Here is a 15,516-nt window from a genome sequence, read left to right on the forward strand (position 1 = left end):
TTTTTTTGTTGGTGGATTTTCATACCGTCTCTACAGTGTAAAAATCTAAACATCTTCCAAGCTCTTCTTCTCTGAAAATGCCCACAACCCCAAATAACAAAGAATACCGTTTACGCCTAAAATTTCATGACCTGACTTATATCCATCAAACCAAACACCTTCGTAGGTTTTGAAAATAAAGATGAGCACGGGAACAATCAAACAAACAATCCATGTTAGATTATCTTTCACCTTTCTCTTGCTAATTATTCCAAAGAAGAAAAGTCCGAGTAAAGGACCGTAAGTATAACCCGCCAACACAAATAAAGTGTTAATTACATCTTGTTCTTTCAAAGCATTGGCTAGAAGAATAACAAAAAAAAGGAGCCCCGTCATTCCCACATGAATAAATTTTCTTACTTTTTCTGCTTTAGATTTATCCGTCCAAGTATCTAATTTGAAAATATCTACACTTGTAGAAGTTGTTAAAGAAGTTAATGCAGAGTCGGCAGAAGAATATGCAGCAGCAATCAACCCAAGCAAAAATGTTATACCTATAAGCGAACCTAAACCTCCCTCAAGTGCGATCAAAGGAAATAATCTGTCGGTCTGTTTATCTAGATCCATTCCTTGAATAGACGCTAAAATATCCGGATTTTCTTGAGCATATAAGAAAAGTAAACCTCCCAACATTAGAAAAACGAAATTCACACCGAATAAAATTATAGAAAACCACATCATGTTTTTCTTGGCTTCTTTTTCATTTCTACACGTCAGGTTCTTTTGCATCATGTCTTGATCAAGACCAGTCATTCCTAAAGTGATAAACAATCCACCTAAAATTCCTTTCAAAATATAATTGTTGTCTTTCGGATTATCTGTTACAAACCAATCCGTCATTCCTAATGATTTCAATCCAACGGTAGCTTCTTCAATTCCTCCAATAGATTGAGTAATTAAAACAACACTCACAATTAAAGCGATAAGCATAAATAAAGTTTGCAAAGTATCTGTCCAAACAATTGTTTTGATACCACCACGATAAGTGTATACATATATAAGGAGTAAAGTCACCAAAACGGAAACTTCAAATGGAATTCCATAAGTACTTAAAACAAAATAGTCCAGAATATCAGCAACTAAAAATAAACGCACGGAAGCACCTAGAATTCTCGAAACCAAGAAAAACCCAGCGCCAACTTTATGTGTTTTAGGCCCATACCTACCACCTAAATAAGAATAAATCGAAGTTAAATTCAACTTATAATAAAGCGGTAGAAGTACAAAAGCGATAATCGCATACCCTAACATGTAACCAATTACAATTTGCATGTAGGAGAATCCAGAACCACCAACCAGTCCAGGAATTGAAATAAAGGTGACACCTGATAGGGATGCCCCAATCATTCCAAAACTAACTAAATACCATTTAGAATTTCTATTGCCGGTAAAAAAGGCATCGTTTTCAGCCCCTTTCGAAGTTATTCTTGAAATAATCAAAAGAACAACAAAGTAGGCTAGAATAATAGACAAGATAAAGAATCCACTCATAATTAATAATTATAGGGATAAATGTACTTTAAATAAAATAAGGATAAACTTTAAAAGAAAGTAATAGTTAAAACAAGAATGTTAAAAAGGTAAATCCTTATCCGCTTGTTTAAGCTAAAAATATTTAGACGTAATAAGAATGAAAATTTTATCATTAAACTATTTTTTAGTGGGGGAAATCTAGTTTTGAAGGAGTGTTGTCAGGCATTCTAATTCTACGTTAAGGAGTCAAAAATTTCTTCGACATCTAATACGCAATTTGGTTTTGGACGCGCTTTATCTTTTTCTGAAGGTGGAGCGTGCTAGAAGTCGCTAATAATGGCGGAAGCTCCAGATCTTGCGGCGGAGATCACCGACATTATCGACTTTTAGGAGTGGAGACAAGAACCGCAGCGAAGCAAGCTCATGAAAACAATTGAAAAATATAAAAGGTTGAATAAAAAATATCAGGCGCTAGATCTTATTATTTCTTTTTGGAGCAATGCGAAAAAGAAAAGAGGTTATCCCTTGCGAAAATGGTTATTTGAATAGCTATCATAGGTATAATTGGATAAAAATAATAGGTAAATAGTATTTACGCTCCAATCACTCTTCGTAATTCTTCAATTGTACTTTCCCAATATAATTGAACTTCCTCTAATTCATCTTCTTCTGCAAAACTAGTTAAGTGAAGCACAACAGCTTTGGTCATTGGGTCAACTTTAAAACGAATTTCAACATAAGTGTCTAATCCCTCTTCTTCATCTTCCAGCCATCTGAATTTTATGAATTCATTTGTCTTTTTACTAATAAGTCTTGCTAACTCTTCACTTCCATTCCAGTAAAATGTATAGATATCATCTTTGATATTAACATCATCTGCAAACCATTCACTTAAACCACTAGGTGTCATAACCATAGAGTTTAAAACTTTTGAAGATGTTCTGAACAAATATTCTTGTTCAAACTTAATTTTTTCTGGCATGTTGCAAATATTATTTATTTATTATCTTCACCGAAGATTATAATTTGCAATATACTAAAAACTTTTAAATGGCACTGATACATTCACTCGAAAAGTCGGGTAATACCTTGTTTAAATATAGAGGTCAAATCCCTATAATTCTATTTATTTTAGCAATTCCTGTTGTATTTTTCACAGATTATGGCTGGATGGAATTGAATGAAAATTACTATTATATTTTACTCATTTTCGCGGCATTGATTTCATTTCTAGGACAAGTGATTCGTGCGGTTGCAATTGGTACTTCAAATAAAAACACTTCAGGTAGAAATACGAAAGAACAAGTTGCAGAAGCTTTGAATACCAAAGGGATTTATTCTACTATGCGTCATCCTTTATATGTAGGAAACTACTTTATGTGGATTGGAATTGTGATTTTTACAGCTAACATTTGGTTTGTTGTTTTGGTTTCTTTGGCATTTTGGTTGTATTATGAAAGAATAATGTTTGCTGAAGAACGCTTCTTAGAACGTAAATTCGGTGAAGAATACCTAACTTGGAGTTTAAAAGTGCCTGCTTTTTGGCCTTCTTATAAAAACTACATTAAATCTCCAATCTCATTTTCTATGAAAACAATTTTAAGAAGAGAATATTCTGGAGTATCTGCAACCATCATAGGTTTCTTGTTTGTAGACATTTTACGTAACTATATTATGGAAGATGCATTTATTTTTCATACTTATTACATAATTGTTTTAGCGATCGCGTTATTTATCTCGCTGTTTTTAAGAACATTAAAACATCACACTAAAATTTTATTTGAGGAAGACCGTTCATAGTCTTTGAAATTAAAAAAAAGCTATTATCTTTGCACTCGCAATAACAAATAAGGTTATTGATTTTAGATAATATGGCGAGGTAGCTCAGTTGGTTAGAGCGCAGGATTCATAACCCTGAGGTCGGGAGTTCAAATCTCCCTCTCGCTACAGTAAAGAAACCGTTTGGAAACAAACGGTTTTTTTTGTTTATATAGTTTTATTAATTGGATTAATAAAAAATAAGCTCCTGCACTCGCAGATTATCTTTTTTTCACCTTTAAGCCGAAATTCCTAGATAGCACCTTAAAAAAAAGAGCACCTTTCGATGCTCCTTTTATTTAGTTTAAATGAATCATTAAAGATTCTTGTTTTGTTTTTTTGACTTCTAGACTCTTCGAATAGTTGAGTAAAAACTGAAGTGTTGTTTGCGATGGTCCTTTTTTATCCTCCACCATCTCCGGAGCTGTTTTGGTGTAACTATTCATCATACGCGTAATTATTTGGTTCAGAGTATAAACGCACTAATTTATCGTTTATTACATGTCACCAAAAAAATATTACATCTGCATTCCTCCACACACATTAATGGTTTGTCCGGTTACATAAGTTGACATGTCAGAACCTAAGAAAACTACTGCATTTGCAACATCTTCAGGAGATCCACCTCTTTTTAATGGAATAGCATTTCTCCATTGTTCTACCACTTTAGGATCCAATACATCCGTCATTTCTGTTTCAATAAATCCTGGCGCTATTGCGTTACATCGAATACTTCTTGATCCTAATTCTTGAGCTACAGATTTTGTAAATCCTATCATTCCTGCTTTCGAAGCTGCATAATTCGCTTGTCCAGCATTTCCTGAAACTCCAACTACAGAAGACATATTGATAATGGAACCTTTTCTTGCTTTCAACATAGGACGTTGCACAGCTTTTGTTAAGTTAAACGCTGATTTTAAATTGGTATTGATTACCTCATCCCACATCTCTTCCGTCATTCGCATCAATAAATTATCACGCGTTATTCCAGCATTGTTTACTAAAACATCAATTGTTCCGAATTCTTTCATCACATCATCAACCAAAGTTTGAGCAGCATCAAAATTAGAAGCATTCGATTTGAATCCTTTAACTTCTCCACCATTTTTAGTTAATTCTTTAATCAAAGCATTTGCTTTTTCTTCTGAAGACAAATAAGTGAAAGCAACTTTCGCTCCTTCTGCAACACATTTTTCAGCGATTGCTTTTCCAATTCCTCTTGAGGCTCCTGTAATTAAAACTACTTTATCTTGTAATAACTTCATTTCTGTATTTTTCTATTTCTAACAAATATAATGTTCTCTACTATTTCTTAGGACATTTTAAAAGATAATTTCGAAAGTGTCCTGCTTCTGAAATTCAGACTTTTAAAGTCCTGTTAAAAATGCCATTGTATCAACGCCATCTGCGTAATCATCCAATGCTGGGGATTGAGCAGCTCCAAAAGGAATAAAATCTTGCCCAACTATCGCTTGAATTTTATCTTCATGCTCTTTTAAATATGCATTCATTTCATCTTCTGAATCATAGAAATGATAGTGTAAAACAGCTACTGGCGCAAACAATTCTTTAATTTCTCTTGTCAACACAAAACCATTCTCAATGATCTTTTCTTGATTCATTAAATAAACAGCTTTGTAATAATCGTAGTTATTGCAATACTTATGATGGTTGATAACCTCTCCATAACCTACAATAGCACCGAAAATATTATCCAAATCATATCCTTTAGGTAAAAGTAAATGCGATACATTTCTACATCCCATTCCATAATAAGTGAAAATATCCTTACCCAATTCTTTTAATTCTTCAGGTGATTCTTTTCCATTAATCACAGCAACGGATGTTCTGTTCTTACGAATAATACAAGGCAAATGTCCAAAGTACTTTTCGAAATAGCGAGCGGTATTATCACTTCCTGTTGCTATAACTGCTTCTGCATCATTTAATTTATTCACTAAAGCAATTTGAGATGCTAATTCGGGTTGAAGCGCGATCAATATTTCTAACAACATTGGAATTAAAATCTTGTCGTCGCTTGACAATTTGATACTTGCCTTATTGCCTGAAAACACAGTAGATAATATATCATGAAACCCTACTAAAGGAAGATTTCCTGCTAAAATCAGACCAACAGATTTCGGATTTTCTACAATTGGATATTTTTCCAACCAATTCGTCAAATTTTCTTCAGATAAACTCTCTCCTATTGCAGTAAAACTTTCTTTCACTGATTCTTTTGAAAACCAACCATTATGAGTTTTTGCACCTACAATAGAACTTTGCATTCTATCATAGAATTCACCTGCTACAAATGGGTTGAAATCTTCTTTTTCAGCTCCATTACCCCATTTCTTCATGCTATCTCCTAAAATCGAAAATGTCTTGATTGTTTTTAATCTATCCATGTGTTTTTCAATAAAATTTAAGTTCAATAAAACAAAACTCCTTGTCAAAGGTTTATTATATTTGCAAATGTATTGAAGTAACGCTTAAAAAGTAGTAAAATGGCAATAATAATTACGGATGAATGTATCAATTGCGGTGCATGCGAGCCAGAATGTCCGAATAATGCGATATATGAAGGAGGTGCAGAATGGTCTTGGGCCGATGGTACCACTTTAAAAGGAATGATTACAACCCTTAATGGGAATGAAGTTAGTGCAGAAGAAGAAAATGAAGCTGTTGACATGGATGTTTATTACATCGTAACAGATAAATGTACAGAATGTGAAGGTTTTCACGATGAACCACAATGTGCTGCCGTTTGTCCTGTTGATTGTTGTGTAGATGATCCTGATTTCCCTGAAACTGAGGAAGAATTATTGAAGAAAAAAGATTTTATGCACCTATAGTATAAAGTATAATAAAAAAATTGAAGGGATAAGCTGAATTGGTTTATCCCTTTTTTTATACACTAAAAAATTTAGGAATTTAAGGATTAAAAGGTTGAAGAATAGAAAAAGGAAACCCAAAGAATTCAATAATAAACAGCACTTATTTAAACTAGAGTCAAATTATACCAATGAAAATTATTATTTTCGTTGTTGAGCCCCAAATTCTGCTGAGTGGAAAGATTTATAAATATTTTAGTTATTGACAATGACCCAACAAATGTAAAAAGTTTAAGAACTATGTTACTGGGAGGAGGAAATAACCTAGTATTCTGTGAGGATGAAGCATCTGCATTACCTATTTTAGAAAAACGTAAAGTTGGAATTATTCTAATTAATATTCAGAGTAAATCTGTAAATGGTTTTGAATTATTGCAAAGACTCAAATCTAACCCAAACTCAAAGGAAGCATATAAAATTGTAATTAGTGATAGCACTTATAGTGGCGCCCGGTTAGTGAAGGGATTTAAAGAGGGCGCTGTGGATTACATTTCAAGTCCGTTCAATAAAAACTTGGTTAAAGCAAAAATTGAGGTTTTTAAAAGCCTATACTTTAAAGACTTAAGAATTAGTCAATTATTAGAAAATATATTCCCTCAAACTATACTTCAAGACTTAAGATCAGTTGGAAAATTCTCACCTAAAAGAGTGGAACAAGGTGTAGTTTTATTTACTGATTTTATTGCGTTCACAAGGTCTGCTAAGATTTTGAAACCTATGAAATTACTGCAAGAACTTGAAAGCTACTTCAATAAGTTTGATGAGATTATTGAAAGATATAATTTAGAGAAAATTAAAACTATCGGAGATGCATATATGGCATTAGCTGGTGTTACAGAGGTGAATAACAATCCAGCAATCCGCGCTACCCTCGCTGCTTTGGAGATTCGAAATTACGTTCTCAATCGAAAACAACTTGCAATTGCAATCAACGAATCGTATTGGGACATTCGAATTGGTCTTCATATTGGACCTTTAGTTGCCGGGATGATAGGTTCAAAAAAAATTAGCTTTGATGTTTGGGGTGACAGTGTGAATATCGCCGCAAGAGCTGAACAAAATTCTGTAGAAAACAGTATCACAGTTACAGATGCGGTGGTAGACCATATTCAAGATTACTTTGAGGTTATACACCGTGGAGAAATAAAACTTAAATACGGTAGTCAAGCGGATATGTTTTTTGTTGAAAAATTAAAAATGGACCATTCACTTTTCAACGAAGGAAAACTTCCAAGCAGAGAGTTGAGGATTTCATGTGATCTTCCACCAATGGACTTCGAATTTGCTAGACGATTTATCATTAATAAACTCAAATCATCACTTCCTGAAGAACTTGATTACCACAGTATAAAACACACCTTAAATGTTGAAAAATCAGCAATACGAATTGCAAAACTAGAAGGGGTTACTGGAGAAGACTTAACAATTTTGAGAACTGCTGTTTTATTCCACGATGCTGGATTTATCTTGCGCTATTCAAAGAATGAAGAATTCGGAATAAAAATGGCAGAAACTGAATTGATAAAATTTGGATACTGCCAAGATCAAATAAAATTAGTCAGTGACATAATATCATCAACCAGAAAAGAAAGCACCCCTGAAACTTTACTTGAAATGATTATGTGTGATGCAGACCATGATTACCTGGGAAGAGCAGATTATCACAATGTTGCTAAAACTTTAAGAAATGAATTGGCGAATTATGATATGCCTATGACAGATTTAGAATGGATTGATTTTCAAATACAGTACCTAGATAACGTGCATGTTTATTATACTCAAACCTCTAAAAACATTAGAGAACGTGGGAAGAAAGCACGTATCCTTGAATTAAAAGGAATGAGGGCTAAACTAATTGTTCAGACTTAAATTTTTCTAAAACCTCATTATATAGTTCTTCGTACTGTGGCAAAATAGCTTGCAAACTAAATTTCAATGCTTGTTCTTTCGCTTGTAGTTTAAATTGATTCAAAACTTCCTCATTTTCTAAAATACGAATCCCATTTTTGGCCATTTCATCAACATCCCCAACATTAGATAAAAATCCAGAATACCCTTCTTTATTTACCTCTGGAATTCCACCAGTATTTGAGGAAATAACTGGAACACCAACTGACATTGCCTCCAAAGCAGCTAATCCAAAACTTTCTGTTTGAGAAGGCAATAAGAATAAATCTGCAACACTCATTAAATTGGCCGCATCTCTAATTTTACCTACCATCATCACCCGATCGCATGTTCCTAATTCCCTACATAGCAATTCAACATTATGTCTTTCTGGACCATCTCCAATCAATAATAATCTTGACTTAACTGATTTATTTATTTTATGAAAAACATGAACTACATCTTCCACCCTTTTTACTTTTCTGAAGTTTGAAACGTGGCAAATAATTTTTTCATCATCATTTGCATATTTTCGTCTTCTTTCTAAATCTTGAGCAATCGGATCGTCAATGAATTCATTAATGAAATTAGAAATCACTTTGATATCACGTTGTGTATCAAAATGTTCATACGTATCTCGTTTTAAACTTTCTGAAACAGCAGTCACTGCATTTGATTGATTTAAACAAAAAGTAATTACCGGTTCGAAGGATTTATCCTTACCCACAAGCGTGATATCTGTACCGTGTAAAGTTGTAATAAAAGGAATATTTACTCCTCTTGTTTTTAAAATCTGTTGTGCCATGAAAGCAGCAGAAGCATGTGGAATAGCATAGTGCACATGCAGTAAGTCCAAACCTTCATTCTCAACAACATCTACCATCTTACTGGCCAATTCTGTTTCATAAGGTTGAAACTCAAAAAGAGGATAGTTACTCACCACTACTTCATGATAAAAGATATTATCACGGAAAGAACTTAATCTTACAGGTTGTGAATAGGTGATAAAATGTATTTTGTGACCTTTCTCAGCCAAAGCTTTCCCTAATTCTGTTGCTACTACTCCACTTCCACCAAATGTCGGGTACAATACAATTCCTATCTTCATTTTTCTTTTATTATTTCAAACAATACTGTTTGAGGTAAAACCTAACCTATAAACACCAATATTCAAGAGATGTTTTACTTTCTTGTAAAAAAAATCAAGCTATTTTAAAGCTTCATATATAACTTCTTGAATCTCAGTTCGAATATTCATTTTTACTATTTTCCAATTTTCTGCACTTGGATAAACGCGATTCGACAAAAACACATAATTGATATTGTATTCTGGATCTGCCCAAGCCAATGTTCCAGTAAAACCTGAGTGACCAAAAGATGATTTCGAAACCGCCTCAGCTGCAGGTCCTCCCGTTCCGGAATAAACAGGCTTATCAAAGCCCGCTCCTCTTCTATTGCGTGGACAATATTGACAATCTGTAAACTCGTCAATTGTAGCTTTCGTTAAATAGCTTTGACCACCATATTCACCATCGTTTAGTAACATTTGCATAAATCCAGCTAAGTCAGTTGCGTTTGAAAACAATCCGGCATGTCCTCCTACTCCATTTGTCATAGCGGCCCCCATATCGTGAACATATCCATGAACCAATTGATGTCTATAATAGTTGTCTAACTCTGTTGGTGCAATTTGATTTAACCCAAACCTTTCCAACGGATGATACCCCATAGTTGTTAATCCCATTGGAGCGTAAAAAGAAGTATTGACAAATTCATTTAGTGGTGTTCCTGAAGTTTTTTCTATTATTCTTTTCACAAAATAATACCCTAAATCTGAATATTTATAGCTTTTCGCTCTCAGCGGTTTAGTTAAAATAACTTTCAAAATATCATCTTCATAATTATCACGCATAAATAAATGATCTGCAACTACAGAATTTTTATTATCAAAAGGCGCTGAAGAATACAATAAAGTATCTGGATGACCATTGACCAAAGTTTGCGTGTAAAAAGGAACCCAAGGAATTAAACCCGCTTGATGTGTCATAACATCGCGCATTTTCAAATCCTCATAAACTGTTGCCCTTGTAAGCTCTCCAATATAATCTCCAATGGCACTATCTAAAGAAAATTCTTTACGGTCTTGCAAATACATTAATCCTGCTGTTGAAGAAGCCACCTTGGTTATAGAAGCAATATCATAAATTGTTTTATCGTCAACGGCTATCTTATTGTCATAGGTATGGTGACCAAATGCCTTTTGATAAACAACTTTTCCATCCTTTGCTACAACAACTTGACAACCTGGATAAGCTTTTTCTTTCATTCCGTTGTAAACAATTGAGTCAATTCGATTAAAAGCTGAAGCAGAAACGCCTAACTCCATTGGAACAGTAAATTTCAATCGGGATGCTTTTGGCGTTTCCAAACCAAAACCTTCTTGATAATCTGCACTCAATGTGATAGGTAAAACTGTATTTGCTTGAAATCCTCCAAAAATTAATTGAGCTGCTCTATTTTGTCCTGTTGCTGTATTTTGAAAAGCTAAAATTACGGCTTCCACCTTTTCAAAAGTATAGCTATCATCCACAGCGTAAGGATTTCCAAAAATAGAAACATACACTTTCGATTCTTCAGGCAAGTCTCTTAATAACTCTTTCCAACCTTCTGGATAACTAAAATCATTTCGAGGCAAAACCGAAGGAGCAATTAAATTCAAATAAATATTGTCATAATTTCGCAAAGAAAATTTATGAATTGCCCATGCGTCTTTTGCCGTTTCAGCATTCAAAGTGTCTGCAATCGTGTAAAAACTTGCCGCTTTATTGAATGCACTCCCATTTCCTCCAATATTCAGAATCAAATTTCTACCCGAAACATCTTTTACTGGAATGGCACTATCATTTTTGATCACTGTTAATGCCTTTTCATAAATATTAAGCTTAGCATATTCTACCTTCTCAGCTGATAAAACCGGTTTTTTATTGTTTTTGTGAACAATAGAATAATACTTTGCTCTTAGAATTCTTAAAGCTTTTTCATTTACCTCAGCTTCACTAATTTCACCCTCTTCAACCGCTTTTTTAATCGCCGCAATCGACTCCTTCACTTTTGAAGGATAAAGTAAAACATCATTTCCTGCTAAATAAGCCCTTTTTACAATATCAACATCTCCGAAATGCTTAGTTAAAGCTTGCATATTTAACGCATCGCTAATTACTAAACCTTCAAATTTCAATTCTTTTCTTAAAATTTGTTTGATTGTAAATGGAGATAAGCTTGAAGGTAATCCGCTACTGTCCAAAGCCGGAACGTTCAGATGCGCCATCATAACTGCTGATGCTCCAGCAATTCTACCTTGCTTATATGGCAACCAATCTATCCTGTTTAGTTCTGTCTTGCTTTTATTAACTGTTGGTAAGTCTTTATGCGAATCTACATCTGTGTCTCCATGACCTGGGAAATGCTTCATACACGTCAAAACATCAAATTCTTGCATTCCTTTGATCATTTCCTGAGCAAGATTTGCCACATTTAACGGATTCTCACCAAAAGATCTAAAGCCTATAACTGGGTTTTGCGGATTTGTATTGACATCCACGACTGGAGAAAAATTCATATGAATACCTAAGTCGTTCATTTCTGCTCCCATAGCTTGTGCAATCATATTTGTGCTTTCCAATTGATTTGCAGCACCCATTGTTAATTGAAAAGGGAATCTAGGTTGATCAGAAATTCTCATGCTACTACCCCATTCTCCATCAATACCAACCAATAACGGAACACTACTATTTTGTTGTAAACGACTAATTGCAGATTTCGTTTCTTCGGTTGTTCCTTGAAAAGTAATTACACCTCCAATTTTGTGCACTTGAACCAAAGAATCAATGATTTTTAAGTGATCTTCACCTTTTTTTGGAGTCATTTCAACCATAAAACTTTGCGCAATTTTCTCTTCTAAGGTTAAGCTTTCAAGTTTTTCTAGCGCCCATTGAGGTGAAAGACGCATAAAATCAGGTAAGCCTACTGCACTAGAATCAGAGCTTCTAGGATTTTCGTTTTGATTAATGGACCAACTAATGAGTCCGCTAGAAAGTATAACTGCTAAAATAAGAATTGGAGCTAATTTCATGTATCAATACTGCGTTGAACGATTTATAATTATACTGTTCCTTATGCAAATACACTGCCGAATCCTGACAGTTCTTTAATCGGAACATTTATTAAGAACAAATATAAACAAAGGTTAAGCTTAAAAATGTGAAAGTGTGATAAATGAATGAAAAGTCGATTGTTCAAAAGAAGGAGAGATGAGTCTTCAGCCAGTGTATGGTCATAATGAAAGAAAACCTAAACATTACTAAAGGAATGAAGTTAGTTAAAGAATGATTTTAAAACCATATATTTTAGCGTATCTTTATGGTTTCAAACTTAAGAGGAGAAAATTATGTTGGAGCGAATTAAGTTCATGAAAGTGAACAAAACAAAGCAATTTGATTATACGCCGCGTTATTATGACGCTCGAAAAGAACGTATTCAAAATATGCAAAAAGCGTATGATGAAGAATCTGACTCAACACCAACAGAACAACAAGCGCGCTTAAGGGAAAAAATGCATAGTGCTTGGAACATCGAGACCAATTATACAAAGCAATCTAGGTCAGCTAATATTCGATTAATTATTATTCTTGCCGCTTTACTATTGGCAACATACTTTATATTGGATTATGTTGATATTTTCGCAGCGGAAGTTATTGATTTAGAAAACCCATAAACAGGAATTTAAGAATGTCAGAAGTAATTCGTTTACTACCAGATAATATTGCCAACCAAATCGCAGCGGGAGAAGTTATTCAAAGACCTGCATCAGTAGTTAAAGAATTGATTGAAAACGCGGTGGATGCCGGGGCCAACAACATTGAATTACATATAAAAGATGCAGGAAAGACTTCCATACAAATCATAGACGATGGAAAGGGAATGTCTGAAATGGATGCCAGAATGTCCTTCGAAAGACACGCAACGAGTAAAATTTCCACAGCAGCCGATTTATTTACTTTAACCACTAAAGGATTTCGTGGTGAAGCTTTAGCTTCTATTGCCGCAATTGCTCATGTGGAGATGGATACCGTTGAAGAAGGCCAGCAAATTGGAACAAAAATTCAGATTGCAGGAAGTAAAATCAATTCTCAAGAACCTAGCTCAAGAGCAAAAGGAACTTGTATTTCTGTAAAAAACTTATTTTTCAACGTTCCAGCAAGAAGGAATTTCTTGAAATCTGACAATGTTGAAACAAAGCATATTCTAGAAGAATTTAATCGAATTGCACTTACACACCCGGAAATAGGATTTGTTTTCTCTCATAATAGCAATGTAGTACACAACCTAGATGGAGCAGGTTTAAGAAAAAGAATTGTAGACTTATTTGGAAGAAATTTTAATGACAAGTTAGTTCCCATCGAAGAAGAAACAGATATTGTGAAGGTGAAAGGTTTTATCGTTAAACCTGAGTTTTCTCGAAAAACGCGAGGAGAACAATACTTCTTCGTGAACAATCGATTTTTTAAGGATTCCTATTTTAACCATGCTGTCGTAGCAGGATATGATAATCTGGTCCCTCCAAAACACTTTCCTTCCTATTTTATTTATCTGGATGTACCTTCAAATACCCTAGATGTGAATGTTCATCCTACAAAAACTGAAGTCAAATTTGAAGATGGAAGAAGTATTTACAGTATTATTCGAAGTACAGTTAAATTAGCACTTGGAAAATACAACATTGCCCCAAGTTTAGATTTTGAAATGGAGTCTCAATTTGATTTATCCTTGGAACAGCAAAATAGTCCAATTCGCCAACCAGAAATCAAGGTGGATGAAACCTTCAATCCATTTAAAAGTAGTTCTTCTGCCACATCCTCCAGTACGGCTTCTGGATTTAGTGGAAGTCAAAATTTTAGTAACCCTGCAAATTCTGGTGGCGCTAAAAGCTTCAATTCTCTTAAACCGAACAAGGAAGAATGGGAAGATTATTACAAAATCACTGAAGAAGCAGAAGAAGAAATTTCAACCCCTAAGGATGAAGCGGAAATTAACTATGAAGAGCCTTTAAAATCAAGTTCAAATAAAATTCAATTGCATCGAAATTTATTGTTGATTCAAGTAAAGTCAGGAGCTATGCTGGTTCACATCAATCGTGCGAATGAACGCATACTTTACGATGAATTAATGGAGCGTTTTATGCTTTCACCAATTGCAGCACAACAACTCATGTTCCCTTATGAATACAACCTGATTTCAACCCAAAAATTGGAATGGGACAACAATACAAGTACACTAAAAAGACTAGGTTTTGAATGGGATTGGCAAAACAACACATTGGTTCTATCGAGTATTCCTTCAATGCTAGAAGTTGAATATGTAACACAATGTTTGGATGGCATTATTGAAAAAATAACCCACGAAGAACTAGATAAAGGAGAATTGGTTCACGAATTAATTTTATCTTTATCAGCCGCAGCAACGAATAACAGAAGTAAACTTCTTTCTGAAGAAGAAATGAACTACTTGATTGATCGTTTGTTCCAAAGTGAACAACATCAGTATTCTCCAAGCGGAAAAAAAATACTAAATACAATTTCGATTGACGAACTGAATAATTTTCTATCATGAACAATATATTAGGAAACATGCCACCAGTGGTAAAGAACTTACTACTACTGAATGTAATCATGTTTATTATCACCCAAATTGGAGAAATGCAAGGCATTCCAATGACTTACATTTTGGGAGGGTATGTTTTTAATTCTCCACATTTCGAACCCTACCAAATGGTAACCCACTTTTTTATGCATGGAGGATTTTTCCATATCTTATTCAACATGTTTGCATTGGTGATTTTCGGATCAGCATTAGAACAAGTTTGGGGACCAAAAAGATTCTTTATATTCTATATGTCTACGGCCTTAGGTGCATTTTTCCTGCATCAATTGGTAGGATACATAGAAGTAAAAAGTATAGAGGAACAATTGGTGGCAAACGGAGGCAATCTCAATGATATTAAGCAAGCGGTTAGGAATTTACCTGTAGGAAACATTTTCACTGAAGGACTTTTGCGTGACTATAGCATTGCTGTTTCAACACCTGTAGTTGGGGCATCTGGAGCGGTTTATGGAATTTTAGTTGGATTCGGATATTTATTCCCAAACACTAAACTTATGTTGCTTTTCCCGCCTATTCCTATTAAAGCAAAATGGTTGGTAATAATTATGGTAGGAATTGCAGTTTACAATTCATTCCAGAATAATCCCGGAGATAATGTCGCTCACCTAGCACATCTTGGAGGTGCACTTGTTGGATTTATTATCGTGCTAATTTGGCAAAGAGACAAACGAAAATTTTACTAGAT

The 15,516-nt window shown here is 34.2% G+C and carries 12 protein-coding genes and 1 tRNA gene; 7 read left to right on the forward strand and 6 right to left on the reverse strand.

All coding sequences use genetic code 11. The features are described from left to right. Positions 1 to 45: 45 nt before the first annotated feature. Positions 46 to 1,530: a sodium:solute symporter gene (locus C6368_RS16090; protein WP_107040252.1), complete on the reverse strand. Its 1,485-nt coding sequence runs from the start codon at positions 1,528 to 1,530 to the stop codon at positions 46 to 48. Between the two features lie 574 nt (positions 1,531 to 2,104). Then, positions 2,105 to 2,494, reverse strand: a complete 390-nt coding sequence (locus C6368_RS16095; RefSeq protein WP_107040253.1) for an START-like domain-containing protein — start codon at positions 2,492 to 2,494, stop codon at positions 2,105 to 2,107. 68 nt (positions 2,495 to 2,562) lie between these two features. On the opposite strand from C6368_RS16095, the gene C6368_RS16100 reads away from it, so the two are divergent. Next, the gene (locus C6368_RS16100; RefSeq protein WP_107040254.1) at positions 2,563 to 3,312 is read left to right on the forward strand and encodes a methyltransferase family protein; all 750 of its coding nucleotides are present in this window, start codon (positions 2,563 to 2,565) and stop codon (positions 3,310 to 3,312) included. A gap of 73 nt (positions 3,313 to 3,385) precedes the next feature. Beyond that, positions 3,386 to 3,459 (forward strand) — tRNA-Met (locus tag C6368_RS16105). A gap of 389 nt (positions 3,460 to 3,848) precedes the next feature. Here the strand turns inward: C6368_RS16105 and fabG are convergent. Then, on the reverse strand, positions 3,849 to 4,595 hold the full coding sequence (fabG, locus tag C6368_RS16110) for a 3-oxoacyl-[acyl-carrier-protein] reductase (RefSeq protein ID WP_107040255.1): 747 nt from the start codon (positions 4,593 to 4,595) through the stop codon (positions 3,849 to 3,851). Between the two features lie 102 nt (positions 4,596 to 4,697). Further along, positions 4,698 to 5,738: an acyl-CoA reductase gene (locus C6368_RS16115; RefSeq protein ID WP_199851662.1), complete on the reverse strand. Its 1,041-nt coding sequence runs from the start codon at positions 5,736 to 5,738 to the stop codon at positions 4,698 to 4,700. Between the two features lie 99 nt (positions 5,739 to 5,837). Between C6368_RS16115 and C6368_RS16120 the strand changes: the two genes are divergently transcribed. Both C6368_RS16120 and C6368_RS16125 read left to right on the forward strand, forming a co-directional pair. Further along, entirely contained in the window at positions 5,838 to 6,185 is a 348-nt protein-coding gene (locus C6368_RS16120) for a 4Fe-4S dicluster domain-containing protein (protein WP_107040256.1), read from the forward strand. 213 nt (positions 6,186 to 6,398) lie between these two features. After that, positions 6,399 to 8,093 (forward strand): adenylate/guanylate cyclase domain-containing protein, encoded by a 1,695-nt coding sequence (locus tag C6368_RS16125; protein WP_107040257.1) that lies wholly within the window; start codon positions 6,399 to 6,401, stop codon positions 8,091 to 8,093. Here C6368_RS16125 and bshA read toward each other — a convergent pair. Beyond that, the gene (bshA, locus tag C6368_RS16130) at positions 8,071 to 9,219 is read right to left on the reverse strand and encodes an N-acetyl-alpha-D-glucosaminyl L-malate synthase BshA (protein WP_107040258.1); all 1,149 of its coding nucleotides are present in this window, start codon (positions 9,217 to 9,219) and stop codon (positions 8,071 to 8,073) included. The two genes, C6368_RS16125 and bshA, sit on opposite strands and share 23 nt — an antisense overlap. 99 nt (positions 9,220 to 9,318) lie before the next feature. Beyond that, a complete protein-coding gene (locus tag C6368_RS16135) occupies positions 9,319 to 12,243 on the reverse strand; it encodes a glycoside hydrolase family 3 N-terminal domain-containing protein (RefSeq protein WP_107040259.1) in 2,925 nt (974 codons plus the stop codon). Between the two features lie 336 nt (positions 12,244 to 12,579). Here C6368_RS16135 and C6368_RS16140 point away from each other — a divergent pair, with 336 nt between their 5' ends. The 3 genes from C6368_RS16140 to C6368_RS16150 are packed head-to-tail and all read left to right on the forward strand — an operon-like array spanning position 12,580 to position 15,514. After that, the gene (locus C6368_RS16140; protein ID WP_159038649.1) at positions 12,580 to 12,885 is read left to right on the forward strand and encodes a hypothetical protein; all 306 of its coding nucleotides are present in this window, start codon (positions 12,580 to 12,582) and stop codon (positions 12,883 to 12,885) included. Between the two features lie 14 nt (positions 12,886 to 12,899). Beyond that, positions 12,900 to 14,780, forward strand: coding sequence for a DNA mismatch repair endonuclease MutL (gene mutL / locus C6368_RS16145; RefSeq protein ID WP_107040261.1), 1,881 nt, complete (start codon positions 12,900 to 12,902; stop codon positions 14,778 to 14,780). After that, positions 14,777 to 15,514 carry a rhomboid family intramembrane serine protease gene (locus C6368_RS16150; protein WP_107040262.1) on the forward strand — a complete coding sequence of 246 codons (738 nt, stop codon included), beginning with the start codon at positions 14,777 to 14,779 and terminating at the stop codon, positions 15,512 to 15,514. Before mutL ends, C6368_RS16150 begins: the two co-directional genes overlap by 4 nt. The last annotated feature ends 2 nt before the right edge of the window (positions 15,515 to 15,516 follow it).

Source organism: Brumimicrobium mesophilum, assembly GCF_003025005.1.
Classification (GTDB): domain Bacteria; phylum Bacteroidota; class Bacteroidia; order Flavobacteriales_D; family Crocinitomicaceae; genus Brumimicrobium; species Brumimicrobium mesophilum.